Source organism: Candidatus Bathyarchaeota archaeon (genome assembly GCA_023131225.1).
Classification (GTDB): Archaea; Thermoproteota; Bathyarchaeia; order Bathyarchaeales; family SOJC01; genus JAGLZW01.
In genome coordinates, this window is sequence record JAGLZW010000031.1 from 1 (window position 1) to 17,443 (window position 17,443).

At 43.0% G+C, this 17,443-nt stretch carries 19 protein-coding genes, 1 tRNA gene, 1 rRNA gene and 1 pseudogene; 14 read left to right on the forward strand and 8 right to left on the reverse strand.

Going from position 1 to position 17,443, the window contains the following annotated elements; all coding sequences use genetic code 11:
- Window positions 1-97 (forward strand): 23S ribosomal RNA (locus KAU88_07720); the annotation flags it as partial.
- Window positions 98-165: 68 nt separating this feature from the next.
- Window positions 166-708: a hypothetical protein gene (locus tag KAU88_07725; GenBank protein ID MCK4478398.1), complete on the forward strand. Its 543-nt coding sequence runs from the start codon at window positions 166-168 to the stop codon at window positions 706-708.
- A gap of 2 nt (window positions 709-710) precedes the next feature.
- On the opposite strand, the gene KAU88_07730 is transcribed toward KAU88_07725, so the two are convergent.
- Window positions 711-1,181 (reverse strand): hypothetical protein, encoded by a 471-nt coding sequence (locus KAU88_07730; GenBank protein MCK4478399.1) that lies wholly within the window; start codon window positions 1,179-1,181, stop codon window positions 711-713.
- A gap of 144 nt (window positions 1,182-1,325) precedes the next feature.
- Here KAU88_07730 and KAU88_07735 point away from each other — a divergent pair, with 144 nt between their 5' ends.
- The 4 genes from KAU88_07735 (at window position 1,326) to truD (ending at window position 4,613) form a co-directional block, all read left to right on the forward strand.
- A complete protein-coding gene (locus KAU88_07735) occupies window positions 1,326-1,493 on the forward strand; it encodes a chorismate-binding protein (GenBank protein MCK4478400.1) in 168 nt (55 codons plus the stop codon).
- A 115-nt stretch (window positions 1,494-1,608) separates the two neighbouring features.
- Entirely contained in the window at window positions 1,609-2,814 is a 1,206-nt protein-coding gene (locus KAU88_07740; protein ID MCK4478401.1) for an NAD(P)/FAD-dependent oxidoreductase, read from the forward strand.
- A 56-nt stretch (window positions 2,815-2,870) separates the two neighbouring features.
- Window positions 2,871-3,239, forward strand: a complete 369-nt coding sequence (pth2, locus tag KAU88_07745; protein MCK4478402.1) for a peptidyl-tRNA hydrolase Pth2 — start codon at window positions 2,871-2,873, stop codon at window positions 3,237-3,239.
- Window positions 3,240-3,251: 12 nt separating this feature from the next.
- Window positions 3,252-4,613: a tRNA pseudouridine(13) synthase TruD gene (truD, locus tag KAU88_07750; protein ID MCK4478403.1), complete on the forward strand. Its 1,362-nt coding sequence runs from the start codon at window positions 3,252-3,254 to the stop codon at window positions 4,611-4,613.
- 323 nt (window positions 4,614-4,936) lie between these two features.
- On the opposite strand, the gene KAU88_07755 is transcribed toward truD, so the two are convergent.
- From KAU88_07755 to KAU88_07775, 5 genes are all read right to left on the reverse strand, one after another.
- Window positions 4,937-5,935: a hypothetical protein gene (locus KAU88_07755; GenBank protein ID MCK4478404.1), complete on the reverse strand. Its 999-nt coding sequence runs from the start codon at window positions 5,933-5,935 to the stop codon at window positions 4,937-4,939.
- Window positions 5,936-6,138: 203 nt separating this feature from the next.
- Entirely contained in the window at window positions 6,139-6,783 is a 645-nt protein-coding gene (locus KAU88_07760) for a hypothetical protein (protein ID MCK4478405.1), read from the reverse strand.
- Window positions 6,784-6,909: 126 nt separating this feature from the next.
- Complete coding sequence (locus KAU88_07765) at window positions 6,910-7,350, reverse strand: hypothetical protein (GenBank protein ID MCK4478406.1); 441 nt, start codon at window positions 7,348-7,350, stop codon at window positions 6,910-6,912.
- 95 nt (window positions 7,351-7,445) lie between these two features.
- Entirely contained in the window at window positions 7,446-8,765 is a 1,320-nt protein-coding gene (gene aspS, locus KAU88_07770) for an aspartate--tRNA(Asn) ligase (GenBank protein ID MCK4478407.1), read from the reverse strand.
- 13 nt (window positions 8,766-8,778) lie between these two features.
- Window positions 8,779-9,288 carry a hypothetical protein gene (locus KAU88_07775; protein MCK4478408.1) on the reverse strand — a complete coding sequence of 170 codons (510 nt, stop codon included), beginning with the start codon at window positions 9,286-9,288 and terminating at the stop codon, window positions 8,779-8,781.
- 447 nt (window positions 9,289-9,735) lie between these two features.
- Here KAU88_07775 and KAU88_07780 point away from each other — a divergent pair, with 447 nt between their 5' ends.
- From KAU88_07780 to KAU88_07805, 6 genes and pseudogenes are all read left to right on the forward strand, one after another.
- Window positions 9,736-10,203 (forward strand): Lrp/AsnC family transcriptional regulator, encoded by a 468-nt coding sequence (locus KAU88_07780; protein ID MCK4478409.1) that lies wholly within the window; start codon window positions 9,736-9,738, stop codon window positions 10,201-10,203.
- 25 nt (window positions 10,204-10,228) lie between these two features.
- A complete protein-coding gene (sucC, locus tag KAU88_07785) occupies window positions 10,229-11,374 on the forward strand; it encodes an ADP-forming succinate--CoA ligase subunit beta (GenBank protein ID MCK4478410.1) in 1,146 nt (381 codons plus the stop codon).
- An 8-nt stretch (window positions 11,375-11,382) separates the two neighbouring features.
- Entirely contained in the window at window positions 11,383-12,252 is an 870-nt protein-coding gene (gene sucD, locus KAU88_07790) for a succinate--CoA ligase subunit alpha (protein ID MCK4478411.1), read from the forward strand.
- Between the two features lie 78 nt (window positions 12,253-12,330).
- A complete protein-coding gene (locus KAU88_07795) occupies window positions 12,331-12,705 on the forward strand; it encodes a winged helix-turn-helix transcriptional regulator (GenBank protein MCK4478412.1) in 375 nt (124 codons plus the stop codon).
- Between the two features lie 17 nt (window positions 12,706-12,722).
- A pseudogene (locus tag KAU88_07800) lies at window positions 12,723-13,979 on the forward strand (DUF438 domain-containing protein).
- Window positions 13,980-14,599: 620 nt separating this feature from the next.
- Window positions 14,600-14,761: a 50S ribosomal protein L40e gene (locus KAU88_07805; GenBank protein MCK4478413.1), complete on the forward strand. Its 162-nt coding sequence runs from the start codon at window positions 14,600-14,602 to the stop codon at window positions 14,759-14,761.
- On the opposite strand, the gene KAU88_07810 is transcribed toward KAU88_07805, so the two are convergent.
- Window positions 14,758-16,236 carry a cobalamin-dependent protein gene (locus tag KAU88_07810; protein ID MCK4478414.1) on the reverse strand — a complete coding sequence of 493 codons (1,479 nt, stop codon included), beginning with the start codon at window positions 16,234-16,236 and terminating at the stop codon, window positions 14,758-14,760. The two genes, KAU88_07805 and KAU88_07810, sit on opposite strands and share 4 nt — an antisense overlap.
- Before the next feature lie 163 nt (window positions 16,237-16,399).
- Here KAU88_07810 and KAU88_07815 point away from each other — a divergent pair.
- Window positions 16,400-16,474, forward strand: a tRNA-Val gene (locus KAU88_07815).
- 107 nt (window positions 16,475-16,581) lie between these two features.
- A complete protein-coding gene (locus tag KAU88_07820) occupies window positions 16,582-16,929 on the forward strand; it encodes a DUF3795 domain-containing protein (GenBank protein MCK4478415.1) in 348 nt (115 codons plus the stop codon).
- A gap of 66 nt (window positions 16,930-16,995) precedes the next feature.
- Here KAU88_07820 and KAU88_07825 read toward each other — a convergent pair whose 3' ends face one another.
- A complete protein-coding gene (locus tag KAU88_07825) occupies window positions 16,996-17,352 on the reverse strand; it encodes a hypothetical protein (protein MCK4478416.1) in 357 nt (118 codons plus the stop codon).
- Window positions 17,353-17,443 lie beyond the last annotated feature (91 nt).

Genomic DNA, 17,443 nt, shown 5'->3' on the forward strand with positions numbered 1-17,443 from the left:
CCATAGAAGATGGGGTTGATGGAGCTGGGGTGTACGTGTCAAGGCTTCGGCCGAGACATTCAGCCCGTGGCTCCCAATAGCTCGAGGTGTCGGGCTATAATTGGTGTGGATACGGGTGTTTGGGTGTTATAGGTTTGCTGCGCATTATGTTGGCTTGCTGAGTGTGTGGTGTTCCTTGTTGACAGTCAATTTTTTAAGGTTACATCGCTAATCAATCAGATAGATGAGAGGTTGTTTAGAGTGCCACATGATAGAAGAGAAAATTGGATTGGTCTTCTCTCGTTCGGTTTTTTTGTTATGCTTTTCGCGTTGTTTTTCGTTATTGTGCCAAATTACTATGCAGAAGTTTTAGCGTTCTTTGAAGATTTCGAGTTAAAAAATATTACGGACAACGTGCTTTTGCCTGCTCCTACACATGTGAACGAACACCTTGTGGTCTATGAAACAGTAATGCAGTTCTGCATAGTCTTTGGACTATTTCAGTTCTTTGTCTTGGCATTGAGGCTCAATTTTAAGTCTCATATGAACAAGGTGGCTGAGACGACTTCCAACATTGTTCTTTGGTTGGGCGCAGCCTACATGTTCAACCTTTTGCTTTCAGAAGCCATAAAATGGTTTCCTTTCATAGGTGGAATTATAGCAGTAGTAGGGGTTTCTCTGATTGCTCGAAGTCTCGTAGTGTTGGCATTTTGGCGCGGAAGAACTTAGACTTAAAAAGCACCACCTTTACCTTCTCTTTTCACAATTTCAGTTATATGGATAATCTGCTCAGCAGTAAATTTCTCCTCTGGAAGTCCTGGTAATTCTGGGAACGGAGGCGGTCGAGCGGTACCTGCTTCATCGACCGCGTAATATTCGTCAAAAACTCGTTTCTGAAGCTCATTGATGTACCATTCAACGATAACCACCATCCTCCTATAATCTTTTAAATCAGGAAACAGTTCAAGGTCCTTCTCAGTATTCGTCAAAGGGAAACCCATTCTAAACAGCTTTGCATGACAAAGTTCATGACGAACGCTAAAAAGCGTTGCATCTGGATACAGCACTATTTCTGCCTGGTCTTGAGACCAGATGAAGATCTCCGCTCGTTTTCCTATTTTGCTCGGTCTCTCAACATATTTTACTTCAAACGTCATATCTTCGATGCCAAGCTCGCGTTTGCCATTTTTTATCGTTTGCAACACTTCATCTCTTGACGACATCTTATCCTATTCCTTCAAAACTTTCTACTGCTGCTTAAAGCAGTCATTTTCACAGTTGAAAGCTCTTTTGCATGGAAAATTATATATTCATATACATATGTATGATGGAAACGGATGATATATATGGCTAAATGTCCTAAATGCGGAAAAGAGATTGCTAAGCCCAGAAAAACTTGGAAAATGGCAGGGCGCCCTGACAAGCAAGGCAAAAGACTTGAACTCGAAATTGGTCTTTTCGACTGTCCCAAATGCGGCGTCTTCCGTAAAGCACTGAGTAAAAGAAAAATCTAGGAACACTCTTCTTTCCCCCTCTCTTCTTTTTTCTTGCTTTCAATTTTTAAAGCTAAACGAAAAAGTAAATAGCTAAATACCTAAGTGAAGTTTGAAAACAGCAAACGTGATTCTAGTGAGCTCTGACGTAGTAGTTGTTGGCGCTGGCCCAACCGGTTCTTTTTCTGCCTTGCAAGCAGCAAAACTAGGCGCCCAAGTTACTATTTTCGAGGAACACGGTAAAGTTGGAGTGCCTTCGCACTGCACAGGCCACCTAAGCCTTGCAGGTATAAGACGATTTGATCTCCGTTTGCCGAAAAACGTCTTTGAGAACGAGATTAAATCAGCTGTCTTCTATTCTTCTTCTGGATACAAATTTGTGGTTCGATTTGCCTCTCCCGTGACTTGTGTTGTTAACAGGGCGCTTTTTGACCAGCATCTTTCGAATATGGCTTTAAAAGCTGGCGCTAAAATTGTAAATAACACTCACGTGGATTCTCTTTTGATTGAAAAGGGCACAGTCAGGGGCATTATTTTCAAAAAAAAGAAAAGAACCAAAAAGCTTGTGTCTAAGGTTGTAATTGATGCGGAAGGTGTGTCCTCAAGTCTTCTAAAGCGAGCAGGACTGCCTTCACTTAATAGTCGTACGATAGTTAATGGAGTACAAGCGGAAGTTGACAAGATTAATAACATCGACAACGACACAGTTGAAGTTTTTTTAAGCCGCAACTTCGCCACTGGCTTCTTCGCTTGGATAGTCCCGCGACGTGATGGCACCGCGAAGGTTGGCTTGGGAACAGAAAGAGGTAATCCTCGGGAGTGTTTACGCCATTTTGTCAATCACAACCCGATTGCCCGTCAAAGGCTCAAGCGGAGCCATGTTACAAACCTTGCCTACCATCCTATTTCGTTAGGTGGTCCAATTCCCCGAACGTTCTATGATGGGTTGCTGGTTGTAGGGGACACGGCTTCACAGGTTAAACCTACTACAGGTGGAGGTGTTGTTATGGGATTGACCTGCGCGGAAATTGCAGGTAAGGTTGTTGCCCGAGCTGTTCGCCACAAAGATTTTTCAGCAAACTTTCTCGCTGAATATGAACGTCGATGGAAAAAGAAGATAGGTTTTGATATGATGGCAATGAAACGTCTGCGTACAATGCTTAACAGTTTCTCAGACAAACAACTCGACCAACTCATCACTCTTTGCACGCGGCTGAGGTTAGATGAGAGTTTGAAGACTGTGAGAGACGTTGATTTTCAAGGTACTTCATTGATTCGCATAGCTAAAAGCCCAAGGATTTTAGCGACAGCATTATATTTCTTAATAGCTTCGTTCTTCTAAGCACATCTGTAAAGCCCTTTAACCTTAAACACAACTGAACACTGAGCGTGTATTGGATGTCACAAGAAGAGTTCGAATACAAACAAGTGATAGCGGTAAGAACAGACCTGAAGATGGGTAAAGGCAAACTGGCAGCACAGGTAGGGCATGCAGCGGTTTCCGCCGCTGAAGAAGCTAGAAAGAGGCGCTCCGAATGGTGGCAGGCATGGTTGAGGGAAGGACAATGCAAAGTAGCTGTAAAAGTGAAAAATCTAGCCGAACTGTTAGAGCTTCAAAAAGAAGCAGTAGGGATGAAACTTCCCCACAGCCTCATTATAGATCGAGGATTAACACAACTCCCCCCAAGCACCGTGACATGTCTAGGCATTGGGCCAGCACCCTCTATACAAATTGACAAAATAACGGGGAAACTACCGCTTCTATGAGCAGGGTTAATCTTGAAAGTTCCAACAATTGAAAAACAGTTGGGCATTGAAACTTTCGTCACAAAGACTCGTGGCATAGGTGGCGTAATACGGCAGATGCCTGAAGACTTTATGGTTGAAGAGGTGCTTGTCGACGGTTCAAAGGCAGAGCTAAAGCCAAAGCTGCGGGGTCAAGTAACAGGGGAAGGACGTTACCTGATTTGTTTGCTCGTCAAACTAAACTGGGACACGTTGCTGGCGGCAAGAAAAATCGCTAAGCAATTAGGTATCAGTGAGCGGCGTGTGAGAATTGCAGGAATAAAAGATAAAAAAGCCTTAACCGCTCAGCACATCAGCATCGAAAATATAAATTTGAGACAGCTAAGACGCATACGAGTAGACGATATTCATGTGTATCCTCTCCGTTATTCGCCAAACATGATTTTTCCCCACATGTCATTCGGCAACACATTCCATATAGCAATAAGAAACATCAGCCATAGTAACGCAGTCGTTCAAGAAAGAATGTCTGACATGGTAAACGAGTTACGCGTCTTAGGGGGCATTCCGAATTTCTTTGGACACCAACGTTTTGGCACTATTCGACCTATTACCCATTTGGTTGGCAAAGCCTTAGCGCGTGATGATTTGGAAAGGGCAGCGCTACTGTTTCTCGCCGAGTCAAGCCCCTATGAGCATCCCCAATCGAGAGAAGCGAGACAGAGATTGCAAGAGACTAGAGACTTTAAGGAGGTAATCAATGTTTTTCCACGATGGTTATTGTATGAACGATTAATGTTGGCTCACTTGGTTAAGCATCCGAAAAACTTTGCGGGCGCTTTCAGAAGGCTGCCCCAGCGTTTGTGCAGGCTCTTTCTTCAAGCATACCAGTCATACATCTTCAACCGATTTCTCAGCCAACGCCTACTACGTAAGATTCCAATTAACGAACCACAACTCGGTGATTACGTTGTGAAAACCGACAGCCATGGCTTGCCAATCAGAAGCTACATAAAGGCCACACATGAGAAGCTTGAAGATTTACGAAAAAAAGTAAAAAAAGGTGAGATGTACGTCGCAATTCCCTTAATAGGGTTCAAGCAAACCTCTTCAGAGGGCCTGCAAGGCGAAATAGAGCACTCCATACTTGAAAGTGAAAAAATAACTCAAGCGAATTTCTACGTCTCTTCTGCGCCAGAGATGAGTGCAGCTGGCGACCTTCGAGCTATTATGACACCTATAATAAATCTTAACGCAGATAAACCAGTCAAAGACGAGTCAAATCTGCGCAAGAAGGAACTGAGAATTAGTTTTACTCTGCATCGTGGCTGTTACGCAACTGTGGTCTTACGTGAATTTATGAAGCCACGCAACATGATAAAAGCTGGGTTTTAGACAGCTTTTTCGGTTTTTATATAGCTATTTGCGTTTGCGGAAAAACATCAAACCATCTTTCTCGCAGATGTATTCAAAGCCTACGTCAAGCAAGCCTTGAATTTCTTTAGATGTCTTTGCCACTCTTTACGGTGAACTCATCTGTTATCTCTTTGAAAATAGCTTCAGCAACTTGAATATAGAGCATAGTATCTTCGACTCGCTTATGGCCTAAGAACTCCTTCACGTAAAGGATATCTTTAGTTTGATGATAGAGTATTGCTGCGCGCGTATTCCCATTTTTTAATCTATTAATTGAACACGCTCGCACAATTACTATTCAACTATTTTTTCCAAACCCAGAACTCGTACCCATGCAGGGGGTAACTAAGTTTTTCCTTCTTAATCAAAGAGTCCATAGTCTCCGTGAATATCAAATGATAGTACCAGCAGAAAAATTCAGGGAAATTAGCATACTTGCTTGCTTCACATTTCCGAAATATCTCGTCTATTGCGTCCATACTCTTGTATAACGTGTCGAAAACGTGCACTGACATATCATCCACGAAACTTCTAATTAATTCGACATCACTTCCAGTGTAGATCGGAGTTGAGGGTATAAGATTGCTGTCGAGATACAACCATTCTGTTAAATGCTTCTCTGATTCTTTGCTTATCTCATAGCTCTCATCGTGATATTTTCTCTCATACTCTTTGAGAGCTCTAATCGTGATTTTTTCGATTTTTTCCTTTAAAGATTTTCTTTCAGAATTAGGAAGCTTCTGGAACTTTAGATAGCCATTCATTAAATTATCCTCTCCCACCTCTTTCATCAACACAATAGCGCTATGGTCGGGCGGTGAAGTCCTTCTTCTCTCCTTTTCTCCCCCAAAACTGGCGAAGCCATACCCGTTGAGTTTACCGCTATGCATTCCATATCGCCCAAGAGCCTCCACTCCATTCTCTACACCCCACATGTAGTATCTTCCAGTCTTCCTTTTTGGAGCTTCTGGCATGATTTTTCCCTCTTCTTTAAACTTATCTATCATATCCAATGAGTAAGCACCTATCAATACGAAGCCCACTCTTTCGAAACCAAATCTGGAAGAAACAGAGAGTTTGTTGTAGGTTTCGATAACAGCATCCCAATTGGTTTCGTAAACTTTTCCTATCTCTCTGCTTAACCCAGCAGATGCCTTTCTTGTTCTTACGACATCTGCTCTTAAGGCAACGAAAAAGTTTGGCAAAGTCTTACCGTTTTGTTCTTTTACAAAGTCCCCATCCTTCAAAAATTTTAACTGGTTTAGAATCTCATCTTCGTGAATCTCCAACGATTTTGTCAAGTCTGCCACAGATTGACCCTTGTGTAAGCCTATGATGATGTCTTTTCGAAGGTCAGATTGAAATGTAACATATGGGTTATGCTCTCCCTCGCCACTTTCACCACATATGATAACGGAAAATTTCGTGTGAAACCCCCTTCGTTAAACAGTTTTCTTCTAAATTAAAAGTTTTTCGAGCGCGCATCGAATAAAATCAATGTATACTATGGTTCTTCTCTCTCTTCTTTGAGTTTTCTTAGAGCAGCTTCGATAATGTGGCTTTGGTTAACGTAGTTGCTGGCTTCTACTTCTTTTTTCATCCATTCATACAGTTCCTCTGGAATAGTTCCGATCACTCTCACTTTAACTACACCTGTTCTCGTTATGCCTTCAGTTGTGAAATCTCCATAACTGATTATTCGATCTTTGGCTGGTTGCAACATCCTCTGCAATTTCTTGACAAATATTCCGACGGATACTCCACCAACTGTCAACGAAATCTGAATCATAAAAAAGCCGATACACATTATGCTAAGAGCGTAGACTGTCTCGTTATACATTGTTGCATGAAGCTCAGCTTCTGAGAGTTGAGGCCAACTCGCTTCATGTACCCAATATAGAGCGTTTGCTATAGAACTGGAAAGCACCCCTATGAGTATTAGTGCTATGACTCCATAGACAACGAGTCCCACTACAATAACCGAGAAGGCTTCTCTGATTTGTTTTGAGAAGTAACCAACAATAGCGCTTGTCATCAGAGGTAATACAATAAAGCCAGCCCAGCCTAAATACGGGAGATAGATTCCCACTAAAAAGAAACATGCCATTAGCAATCCATAGAGAACCGTCCAAAAAACGCGGATAGCCAATCTCTACCTCCCCCTAACACGTCCTATTGTGAAACAGTAAAATATATTTTGTGCATTCAATTCCTAACCGCATAAAAAAGGCGGAGAAAGGCGGGAGACATCTCCACTTTATTATGAAAGCTGGTTCTAGCTTACTTTGCTGTCAATTATGTAGAGTTCCGCGTCACGTATCACGTGAATCCACCAATTCAAAGCCGCAAACTCGCTGTCGTAGTATACGACTAATCGTGCAACAGCGTCTACGGCAGCGTCTTCTGACACGTTTCCTTCCCAAGTCAGAGTTTTCGTTTTACACGGCTTTAGCGTGAGTTGTTTCTCCTCGCCTTTCCATGTCCAATCCTCTCCTTCAAAAGTCACGGTGATTTTCCACGTGCCTTCTGTTGTGCCTTTGTTCTTGAAGGTTATCTTGATGGTGAAGGATTCGCCCGGCTTCTTGTCAACCGTTCCTTCGCACATGGTTTCAAAGTCTAATGGGACGGCTTGGGGTGGTATAAAAAGGGAGACTACACCTAATGTTCCAAGCGTCAATAATATGATAGCTACTATAGCGATAGCTTTTTTTTGCATTTTTATTCTTCTCCTTCCTACAATAAATTGGCGTTTTGCCCTTTCTTATATGTTTGTGGACTTATCTTCTAGACGAGAACGATAGCTTGTCATTTTCATGGGGTGAGTCTGGTGCGGTCTCTGGGGAATAAAACAACTTCCCGAATGTTCCGTTTGCCTGTCAACATCATCAGCACCCTTTCTAGGCCAGCTGCCCATCCTGCGTGCGGAGGCAGTCCATAGTCAAAAACTTGTAAATGGTGCTTGAAGGATTTTGGGTTTAATCCTTGTTCTTTCAGGCGTTTCATTAAGAGGGTTTTTGAGTGAACGCGTGTTCCTCCGGAGGCCAGCTCCATCCATTTCCACATGAAGTCGAATCCTTCACTGACCTCAGGGTTATCATCATGTGGTTTGATGTAGAACGGTTTGGATTTCGTAGGCCACTCAGTTATGAAGTAGAAGTAAGGATGAAGTTTGCCTAGAGTTCGGTAAGCAGGCGTTGGGATATCTTCACCCCATGGGATTTCTATCCCTTCTTTCTTCAGTTCATTTAGAATTTGAGTGTAAGCAAAGCGTTTTGAGGGTAATTCGGGGACATCTACTTCGTGTTTCAGGATTTCAAGCTCCTTTTGGCAATTCCTCTTCACGGTTTCACAGATGTAATGCAAAGTTTGTTCAAGCAGTATCATTACGTCGTCTGCGGTAGCGAAAGCCTGTTCTATATCTATTGAGATAAACTCGCTCAAATGTCTCCGTGTGTGAGACTCTTCAGCCCTAAAAAAGGGTCCAACTTCAAAAATCTTCTCGAAACACAAAGTTAGCTCTTCTTTGTATAGTTGTGGGCTCTGCGCCAAATAGGCTTCTTGGTCGAAATAGTTTACGGAGAAAAGGGCGGCTCCACCTTCAGTTGCGGTTGCAATGATTCTCGGTGTGTAGACTTCTATGAAATCTTTTTCTGAAAGAAACCTGCGAAGGGTGGTCAACGTCGTGTGCTGGATGTTCCAAATTGCCCGATTTTCCTCTTGAGAAAGGTCTAGGACTCGAGCGTTCAATCGCGTGTCTATAGAAGCAGGAGTTTTGCCAGTTACATCGAAAGGTAGCGGATGCTGTGCTATTCCTAGAATTCTCATTTTGGTTGGGATTATTTCGAAGCCTCGCTGGGTCATTTTCGTCTTCTTCACCATGCCTTTTACGCCGATGCAGTATTGCGTTTGCAGAGAGTTTGCTTTCTCTAAGATTTCCTTTCTTGCTTTTTTCTTTGGGATAGTTATTTGCACGGTTCCTTTTCGATCTTGAAGGATTATGAATTTTATGGCGCCTAGATCTCGGATTTCTTGAACCCAACCTAAAACAATGACTTCTGTCCCATCAAGTTCTGGCTTTATGTCTGTAGTGTATTGTGTTTTTCGCCAGTCCTCTAGCGGGTCAAGTTCCATATTGCTGTTCGCCTCAACGTGAAAACTCTACTCTGAGAACCATGTTTCGAACTTTCTTAGTAATTTGCTTCATTGCTTCAACATTGATAGGCGGTGGTCTTCTCCCTCTTTTTCTTAGAATAACTCGGGTTTCAGTGGTTCCATCTGGAAGCCAGATTGTGTTTATTGTCATAACAGGTAGAGGAGCAAATAGGTCTTCAAGAAATTTTCTGTCATCTACACCTTGTTCTAAGATGCGAATCCTTTTGCCAGTTTTTTCAGCTATCGCCCTTATAATTTTTCCACCATACCCTAAAAGACGAGCAACATCACCGCGCTCAACAATCAACGCGAGAACGCCGTCTGCTTCGACGGCTTTATGAAAATAAACATCCTGCAGAGGAGGGTATTTCTCTTCCAGACTCAGAAGCAAGTTAGCGATTTCAAGATATGTGTCGCTGATCTGACCTGATTTGACCTTTGCCTGACAATTTGAACATAGTATTCCGCTTTTTAAGCAGAAATTGCATAGCTGTGTTTTCACCTTTTTGGTGTCCTCCGAAGCTAAGGAGGGGCGACACATGTTTCATGTACTGAACTGTGATGCTATTCTAGTTGTCCTTGTTTTAAAGGCGTGCTATGAATCTGCTTCTGTAACATCTAGGGTACTACTTGCTACTTGGTTTGGGGTTCTGACGACAACTCTTTCTGCTCTCATGAGAGAGTGTTGTGCAGATGAGCATATAGTTCATTAGAGGTCTTCCTCTAATTATCACCGTGTTAGTTTCAGAGATTATATCGCCTCGCTCCTTGACGTTTATATTCTGGGCTTTTTAAGGTGCAGTGGAGTAGATAAATACATTACGGTATTTAAGGCAGCATTCAAGCGGCATCTTTTGGACACGTAAAGCCTTAATTTTCATTGTGCATAAGTTTAATAATCATTACTATCGTAAAGCTTTGTCTTGTCTAAAATCAAGGTGGAAGCTATTTGAGCGAAGAGGTTGTTCTTACTGGGCGTCCTGTGCGGCTGCTTCGTATGCTTTACGAAAGGGGTAAAATAATAACGACTTACACTTTACGAATTAAGCAAAACGATTTGGCGGCACAGCTCGGGATAAGCCGCCAAGCCCTAAATGTGCACTTGCGCAAACTTCGAGATCAAGGTTACATTCGTACAGGTAGAGGTTTCATAGATGTTACCGAAAAAGGCTTAACCCTTCTAGGAATCTCAGCAAATCCTGCTTTTGTCTTTCTTAAAATCTCTCCTTTGAAACGAAAGGAAGCTTATGAGGAAATTTTCCAATTCCCAATTCAACGTGTCTTTCGTGTGGCAGGTGACGTGGACGCCCTTCTGGTTATTCAACAAGAAAATCTAGATATAGCCCTGAAGAAACTGGCAAATGTGGACGGGGTTTTAGACACAAGAACTTATATCACTATTCAAACGTTAAAATGACTCTCTTCCATGGAAGTGCTCCTTCATGAAACTCTTTGAGCATGAAGCAAAAACAATTCTAGCAAAATATAAAATTCCTATCCCCCGTGGTGAATTAGCCACCTCTCCAACCCAAGCAAAGGAAGCTGCTTCTCAGCTAAATGCCCCTTATGCTGTTAAGGCTCAAGTGCTTGTTGCTGGGAGAGGCAAAGCCGGTGGAATCCAGTTTGCCAACACGTTGGAAGAACTTGAGGGGATTGCTGCGAGAATTTTAAGCATGGAAATAAAAGGCCTTAATGTTAGAAGCGTCTGGATAGAGGAAAAAGTCAAAGTGAAAAAGGAGCTTTACTTCGGCATCACAATCGACCGCCCTCGATGCTGCTATGTGGCCGTCGCATCTACTGCAGGGGGGGTGGACATAGAAGAAGTCGCAGCCAATACACCTGAAAAGATAATCAAAATATTTATCGACCCAGTTCTAGGCTTTCGAAGTTATCATGCCCGACAGATGGTAGGCAAGATGGGATACTCGGGAAAATCAATGTTAAAGCTTGCAACGATCTTTCAAAAACTTTACAAGGTTACCCTGGAGTATGACGCTGAACTAATTGAAATGAACCCCATAGTTGAAGCCATTGATGGACAGTTTGTTGCAGCGGACGCTCGAATTATAATCGACGATAACGCTCTTTTCCGTCACCCTGAATATAAGGCTCGGTTGCTTTCAGAAGACAAGACTGAACTGACGCCTGAAGAAATAGATGCTCGAAAAGCAGACTTGGCTTATGTGAAGCTGAATGGTAATATTGGAATAATGGGGAATGGAGCAGGCTTAGTGATGGCTACCCTAGATGCCGTGCAGCTTTACGGCGGCAAACCTGCTAACTTCCTTGATGTTGGCGGAGGTGCTTCTGAAGAGCAAATAGTGAAGGCTCTCAACATTCTCTTAGTAGATCCCCAAGCATCTGTAGTTTTCATTAACATTCTGGGGGGCATCACCCGTTGCGACGACGTTGCTAGAGGAATCTTGGGGGCAAAGAAGAAAGCCGACTTCATAAAACCTATAGTGATACGGTTGGTGGGCACAAATGAGGAAGAAGGTCGCCGCATACTAGTAGAAGCTGGAATTCATGTTCTAGATAGTATGGAGGAAGCCGCGAAAAAAGCAGTGGAAATGTCCAAGAGAGAGTGAAAACAGGAATGGGAATTATTGTTGGGAAAGATACGAGAGCTGTTGTGCAGGGCATTACTGGTACGCAAGGCAGTTTTCACACACGCTTAATGCTAGACTATGGAACCAAGATTGTTGCAGGAGTAACCCCCGGCAAAGGTGGAGTAAAAGTCCTCGGCGTTCCAGTTTACGACACCGTTAAGGAAGCTGTTCTGCGGCATGACGCAAATGCATCCATAATTTTTGTTCCCGCACCCTTTGCGGCAGAAGCGGCACTTGAAGCTATGGATGCTAACATAAAGGCTGTCATAATAATCACGGAGCACATTCCCATAAGAGACTCTATTCAGATCATGGCTTACGCAAAACAACAAGGCGTAACCGTTATTGGCCCTAACACTCCTGGCGTTATCACTCCTGGTGAATGTAAACTGGGAATAATGCCTGCCCACATTTTCACGCATGGTGTTGTGGGTATTGCTTCTCGAAGTGGAACCTTGACCTACGAGATTGCGGCTGAACTGACAAAGCATGGTTTAGGGCAGTCCACTTGCTTTGGGTTAGGAGGCGACCCAATTGTGGGTTTGAGTTTTGTGGATGCGTTAAAAATGTTTGAGGGCGATAGTCAGACAAAGGCTGTTGTTTTGATAGGTGAGATTGGTGGTAATGCTGAGGAGCAGGCGGCAGAGTATATTGCTATGATGAAGTATCCGAAGCGTGTTGTGGCGTTTGTTGCTGGACGTACGGCACCTTCGGGGAAACGTATGGGGCATGCGGGCGCCATTGTTATGGGTAAGGCGGGGACTGCGGCGGGCAAGATTGAAGCGTTTAGGACTGCTGGAGTAAAGGTTGCTGCAAGACCGAGTGACATTGCGGAGTTTTTAGCTGGGAAGGTGTGAGCGGGAAAGCTTAAATATAAGAATGATATATATTTCATATGAAAAATATGTCATCTATAAGCTCTGAGTGAGAAGAAGATGAAACACGACTTAAGCGAGACGTGCCACCTATTCTTTTCTACGCTATCCAATCCGACACGACTGGCGATTCTTGAACTTCTAAGAAAAAGACCAAAAAACGTAACTGAAATTGCTGAAGCTCTCAACCAGGAACAAAGCATGATTTCGCACAACCTTCGACCCTTAGAGAGATGTAAGTTTGTCTTCTCAGAAAAACGAAAAAGGGAACGAATCTACGCATTGAACAAAGAAACAATGGAGCCAATATTCAAAATCTTCTCTCATCACGCAAAGAAATATTGCCCCACAAGAGGGGAATGCCTAACAACAAGGCACTTAAAGGAACGTAAAAAGAGGGAGGCGGCAAGCCCGCTGTATTTGAGTCGCCATTAAAGAGAGAGTGAGTTAAAATGGTAGACAAAGAAGAGTTAAAGAATCTCCAAGAAAAAACAACGTCCAAAGAACTGATCAGAGATTTAATCAAATAGATACATGAAGGAAAGCACCCTGAAGAAGTTAAGACAAAATTCAGGAATATCCTAAGAAACGTTGGCCCAACAGAAATAGCAAAGCTAGAGCAAGAACTTGTAAATGAAGGAATGCCCAGAGAAGAAATACGCAAACTTTGCAGCGTACACCTAGCGATTTTCAGAGAATCCCTCGACAAACAAACAGTTGAGGTTCCAACGGATCATCCGATCCACGTTTTTATGGAAGAGCACAAAATAATTCTCCAGCACCTAGAAGAACTTAAGAACATCATTCAAAAAGTCAGCGCTGCGGAGAGTTTTGAGGAAGTTAACGAGGAAATGCACAAGTTGAAACACACTGCTGACCACCTCATGGAAGTGGAAAAACACAACGTAAGAGAAGAGAACGTTCTCTTTCCTTACCTTCAAAAACATGGCATAACTGAGCCACCGGCAATAATGTGGGCTGAACACAACGAGTTGAAGGAGAAGAAGAAGCACCTTCTCGAATTAGTGAGAGTCCGTGACACACTTAGTTTTCAAGACTTCAAAAAACAATTGGCAGACACTGGAAGCTACATCACCGACGAACTATCAAATCACATCTACAAGGAAAACCATATTCTTTACCCCGCTGCTCAGCGAACAATAAAGGCTGAAGAGTGGAAAGATATAAGAGAGCAATGTGATGAACTTGGTTACTGTTGTTTTACGCCAAAATACGAGAAGGTTGGTGAAGAAGAAGTGAAAAGAGAAGAGTTAAAGTCGGCATTAGAAAAAGGAGCCATAGATTTTGAAACTGGAAGCTTGACAAAAGAGGAGATAGAAGCGGTGCTTAACGTCTTACCCGTAGACATAAGTTTTGTAGATGCAGAGGACACAGTTCGTTACTTCAATAAAGCTGAAGGTCGCGTTTTCCCCCGAACAAGAGCAGTAATTGGCCGCAAGGTTCAACAGTGCCACCCTCCGAAAAGCGTCCATATAGTCAGCCAAGTACTGGACGACCTAAAGAAAGGTAGAAAAAAATCGGCGGACTTCTGGATAGAATTGAATCAGAGAAAAATCTACATACGATATTTTCCTGTGCGAAACCAAAATGGCGAATATGTGGGATGCGTCGAAGTAACTCAAGACATTACGGATATTCAAAACATTAAAGGTGAAAGAAGACTGTTAAACGAAACACAGTCCAAGTAATGTGTTATGCATAAATTACTCGTCATACTTCGACTCATTGCCAAACTTTATCAAGTCCCCAATTCACAGTTCGTTTCCATCAAGGTCTGCTAAAACTGCATACAGAAACGGAGAAAAATATGTGAAAAAGTGTATTTCAGTTGAGGAGTGGAGATATCTCTCACATTCTTCCATTTTTTCTTTCATCAGAAAGGACATGATTCCGAGACCAAAAAAAATGACCGCTGTTCCAATGCAGATTAAGTAAATAACCATTATTTCAGTTTTGCTCAGCAATAGAAGTTGATGACATCATTGTAGAGGGATATCCATCAGATGAAAACTGAAGTCCATGTGCATAAAGAGTTTCGAGCTCGAATATGTCACCTTCTCCATTCCACCCATGATTGCTTAGAGTCTGCTTCAATTGTTCTATTTGATTCTGACGGACACTCACCAAAACGCATGCATGCATGAAGAAGCGAGGTAACTTGTAGAAGTTGGCTTTGAATACGTGTGCGGTATTGATGACTGCAAACTCTTTAGAAAACGAAAGTAGCTGGAAATGTTCAAAAGACTACAGCAAAGTATATTTGTGGCTACCGTGCTTGAGACGTGAAATAGACTAGGAGAATCAACTATTGCCTGTAACTGATTTGCAGAAGAAAGCTATTGCTCAACGTCATAGGCTTCACATGAAGATTTGTCGACGATGTGGCGCGCGTAACGCACCTACAGCTGTTAAATGTAGAAAATGTAGAAGCAAAAATTTACGCTGGAAGAAGCGGGAACTGGTTCGCTAAGCTTCTATTATGTTGTGTTCTTCGTCTTCGAAGGCGACAAGATCTTTCCATCCTCTTGTGATGCTGCCGATTCGGGTTATATTTGCTTTTATAATACCAAACCTGAAAGGGCTTTTCATTGTTCGCGCTAATTGTGCCAAGAGAAAGTCTGGGCGTTGTATGAAGAATTGGCGGTAGTGGTGGCGGATTAGGCACTTTATTTCCTTGTAGGGCACAGTGTCTGAATGAATGTTGGCGACGGCGACGCCCATCTCCCAGTGTTGCTCTTCCTGTTCCTCAGTTAGGTATCCTTTTGCTTTGAATTCGTCCCAGAGGGCCATGCCTGGGAATACGCCTAAAATGTTGTATTGGGGGATGTCGAGGGGGACTTCTTGTGCGAATTTGAGGGTGTTTTCTATCTCTTGTCTTGTTTCTGTTGGGGCGCCTACGATGAAGGAGCCAACGATTATGTCCATTCCAGCTTTTCTAGCCGTTTTCACGGCTGTTCTAGATTGTTGTGGGGTTATTTGTTTCTGGTAGTAGTCTAAGATTCTCTGAGTTGCGCTCTCTACGCCGAAGTAAATGATTTTGCAGCCTGCTTTCACCATCGACCGCATTGACTCGTAAGATGCGTGGTTTACTCTCCCTTCACAAATCCACTCAACATCTAGCTTTTCTTTGATGATTTTTTTACAGAGTTTAGTGATTCTTTTCTGGTTTATGGTGAAGCTGTCGTCTACGAAGAGAAATTGTCGGTATCCTTCGCTTGCTAGCAGTTGGAGTTCTTCAAAGGTTTTTTCAGCCGATCTTGGGCGCCATATACCGTGGACGATTTTTTGGCAGCCGCAGAATCTGCAGTGGTAGGGGCAGCCTCGTGAGGAGAGTAGTGTTGTGAATTTTTTTGGTGCTCCAATGGCGCCTACGAGAGTTGAGTGGTATTCCACGTTTAGGAGTGTGCGGTCGGGGATTGGTAGCTCGTCGATGTTTTTGATTAGGGGTCTGTCTGGTGTGGTGATGATTTTGTTTTTTTGTCTGAAGGTTATTCCTCTGACTTTTTTTAGGCTGCGTTTTTTCTCTATGGTTTTTACGAGTTCCTTGGTTGTTTCTTCTCCTTCGCCGCGGACGATTATGTCTGCTTGAGGGTATGTGGTGAGTATTTTTTTGTGGTTGAAGGTGGCGTAGTAGTTTCCGAAAACTGTTTTGATGTCAGGGTTGTATTGTTTTGCTTTTTGGGCGATTCTCGCGGCTGTTTTGCCTGAACTTGCGAGGGTTGAGAAGCCTAGTATATCTGGGTCTTGTTTTTCTACCCATCTTGCTGTTTGTTCTATGGAGTAGCCTACTGCCGCTTGGTCTAGGACAGCAACTTCTACTCCTTCGTTTCTTAGTATGGTTGCGACGTAGAGTATACCTAAGGGTGGCCAGGAGCCTATAACTTTGCTTTTTTCGGTTAGGGAGAGTTCTTCGTTTGCTCCTGGGCTTATGAAGGCGAACTTCATTTTTTGCGTGTTTCCAACTGTTTTACTGTTTGGGTTTAGCATAAGAAATTTTTGTTGGTGTGTGGTGTAGTTGAAAGACTATTCTATGGGCTCCAAATATGAATGTTGGCGGTGAGGCTGCAAAAGATATAAGGGAACTAGTTAACCGTTTAGACTTGTGTTGGGGCCGGTAGTCCAGCTCGGCTAAGACGTCGCCCTCACGCGGCGAAGATCGCCGGTTCAAATCCGGCCCGGCCCACCTCGCTTTTCTTCGAGTAACAAGACGGTTGTGCCTTTATAGCGCACTTGGACAATTAACTTTTATATTATGGAACGACTAGTTGCTGGTTTGTAGGATGTTACTGTATGAAGAAGATTGTTGCTTTTTGTGGAATAACTTGTACAACTTGCAAAGCCTTCATAGCCACACAGGAAGATGATGATGCAAAAAGAAGACAAGTAGCTGAAGAATGGTCGAAAGCCTACAACAGCGAAATAAGACCCGAACAAATAAACTGCAACGGTTGCTTGCCAGGACTAGGTATTCATCAACAACTGCATCTCTGTGAGATTAGAAAATGTGGAATGGAAAAAGAAGTTGAAAACTGTGCTTACTGTGCTGACTATAAATGTGAGAAGCTCACCAAATTCTTTGAAAATGCGCCTGAGGCAGGGGAGACGCTTGAGAAGATAAGACAACACTTAAAGAAGTAGACCCGTAACAGAATACGTGTCTTATTGCATTTGAGGTAGTTCGTAAAGTCTTTTTTTGTTTATGGCTTATTTCTTCCTTTTCGTTTTCTCCCATCTTTGGACCTTCTTCTTCCGCTTAAAGAATTTGGGATGTCGTCGCACGTCTTCATGGATCGGTCTTGGAATGTCGGTTCGAGGGAAATAAATATCCGTTCGCCCTTCGGGAGGCACTATGGGATACTTCGTTTTTGCTCCTTTGTAAACTGAATGGTAAAGAAGATAGCAATATATGATGAACCCTCCGAGGAACGGTGCGGCGTATAGAACTCCGAAAATTGAAAATCCAGCGATGAACACTTGGATTATTATCGAGAAAAGGAAAAACGGTATGAATATGCAGACTCCTAGCAAGAAGAGAAGCCAAAATTTGACTTTTCTCCTCATTGTTTCTCCCCTTGATCGTTACACAAACCAGCTATTACGTCTTGTGCTTCGGCAATGTACGCATAAAAAAGGGTGTGTGGTTATTTTGTTG

Coding starts and splice junctions, on each gene's coding strand:
- KAU88_07735 (MCK4478400.1), top strand. CDS start 1,326: ATGGCTAAATGTCCTAAATGCGGAAAAGAGATTGCTAAGCCCAGAAAA.
- pth2 (MCK4478402.1), top strand. CDS start 2,871: ATGTCACAAGAAGAGTTCGAATACAAACAAGTGATAGCGGTAAGAACA.
- KAU88_07765 (MCK4478406.1), bottom strand. CDS start 7,350: ATGCAAAAAAAAGCTATCGCTATAGTAGCTATCATATTATTGACGCTT.
- aspS (MCK4478407.1), bottom strand. CDS start 8,765: ATGGAACTTGACCCGCTAGAGGACTGGCGAAAAACACAATACACTACA.
- sucC (MCK4478410.1), top strand. CDS start 10,229: ATGAAACTCTTTGAGCATGAAGCAAAAACAATTCTAGCAAAATATAAA.
- sucD (MCK4478411.1), top strand. CDS start 11,383: ATGGGAATTATTGTTGGGAAAGATACGAGAGCTGTTGTGCAGGGCATT.
- KAU88_07795 (MCK4478412.1), top strand. CDS start 12,331: ATGAAACACGACTTAAGCGAGACGTGCCACCTATTCTTTTCTACGCTA.
- KAU88_07810 (MCK4478414.1), bottom strand. CDS start 16,236: ATGAAGTTCGCCTTCATAAGCCCAGGAGCAAACGAAGAACTCTCCCTA.
- KAU88_07820 (MCK4478415.1), top strand. CDS start 16,582: ATGAAGAAGATTGTTGCTTTTTGTGGAATAACTTGTACAACTTGCAAA.
- KAU88_07825 (MCK4478416.1), bottom strand. CDS start 17,352: ATGAGGAGAAAAGTCAAATTTTGGCTTCTCTTCTTGCTAGGAGTCTGC.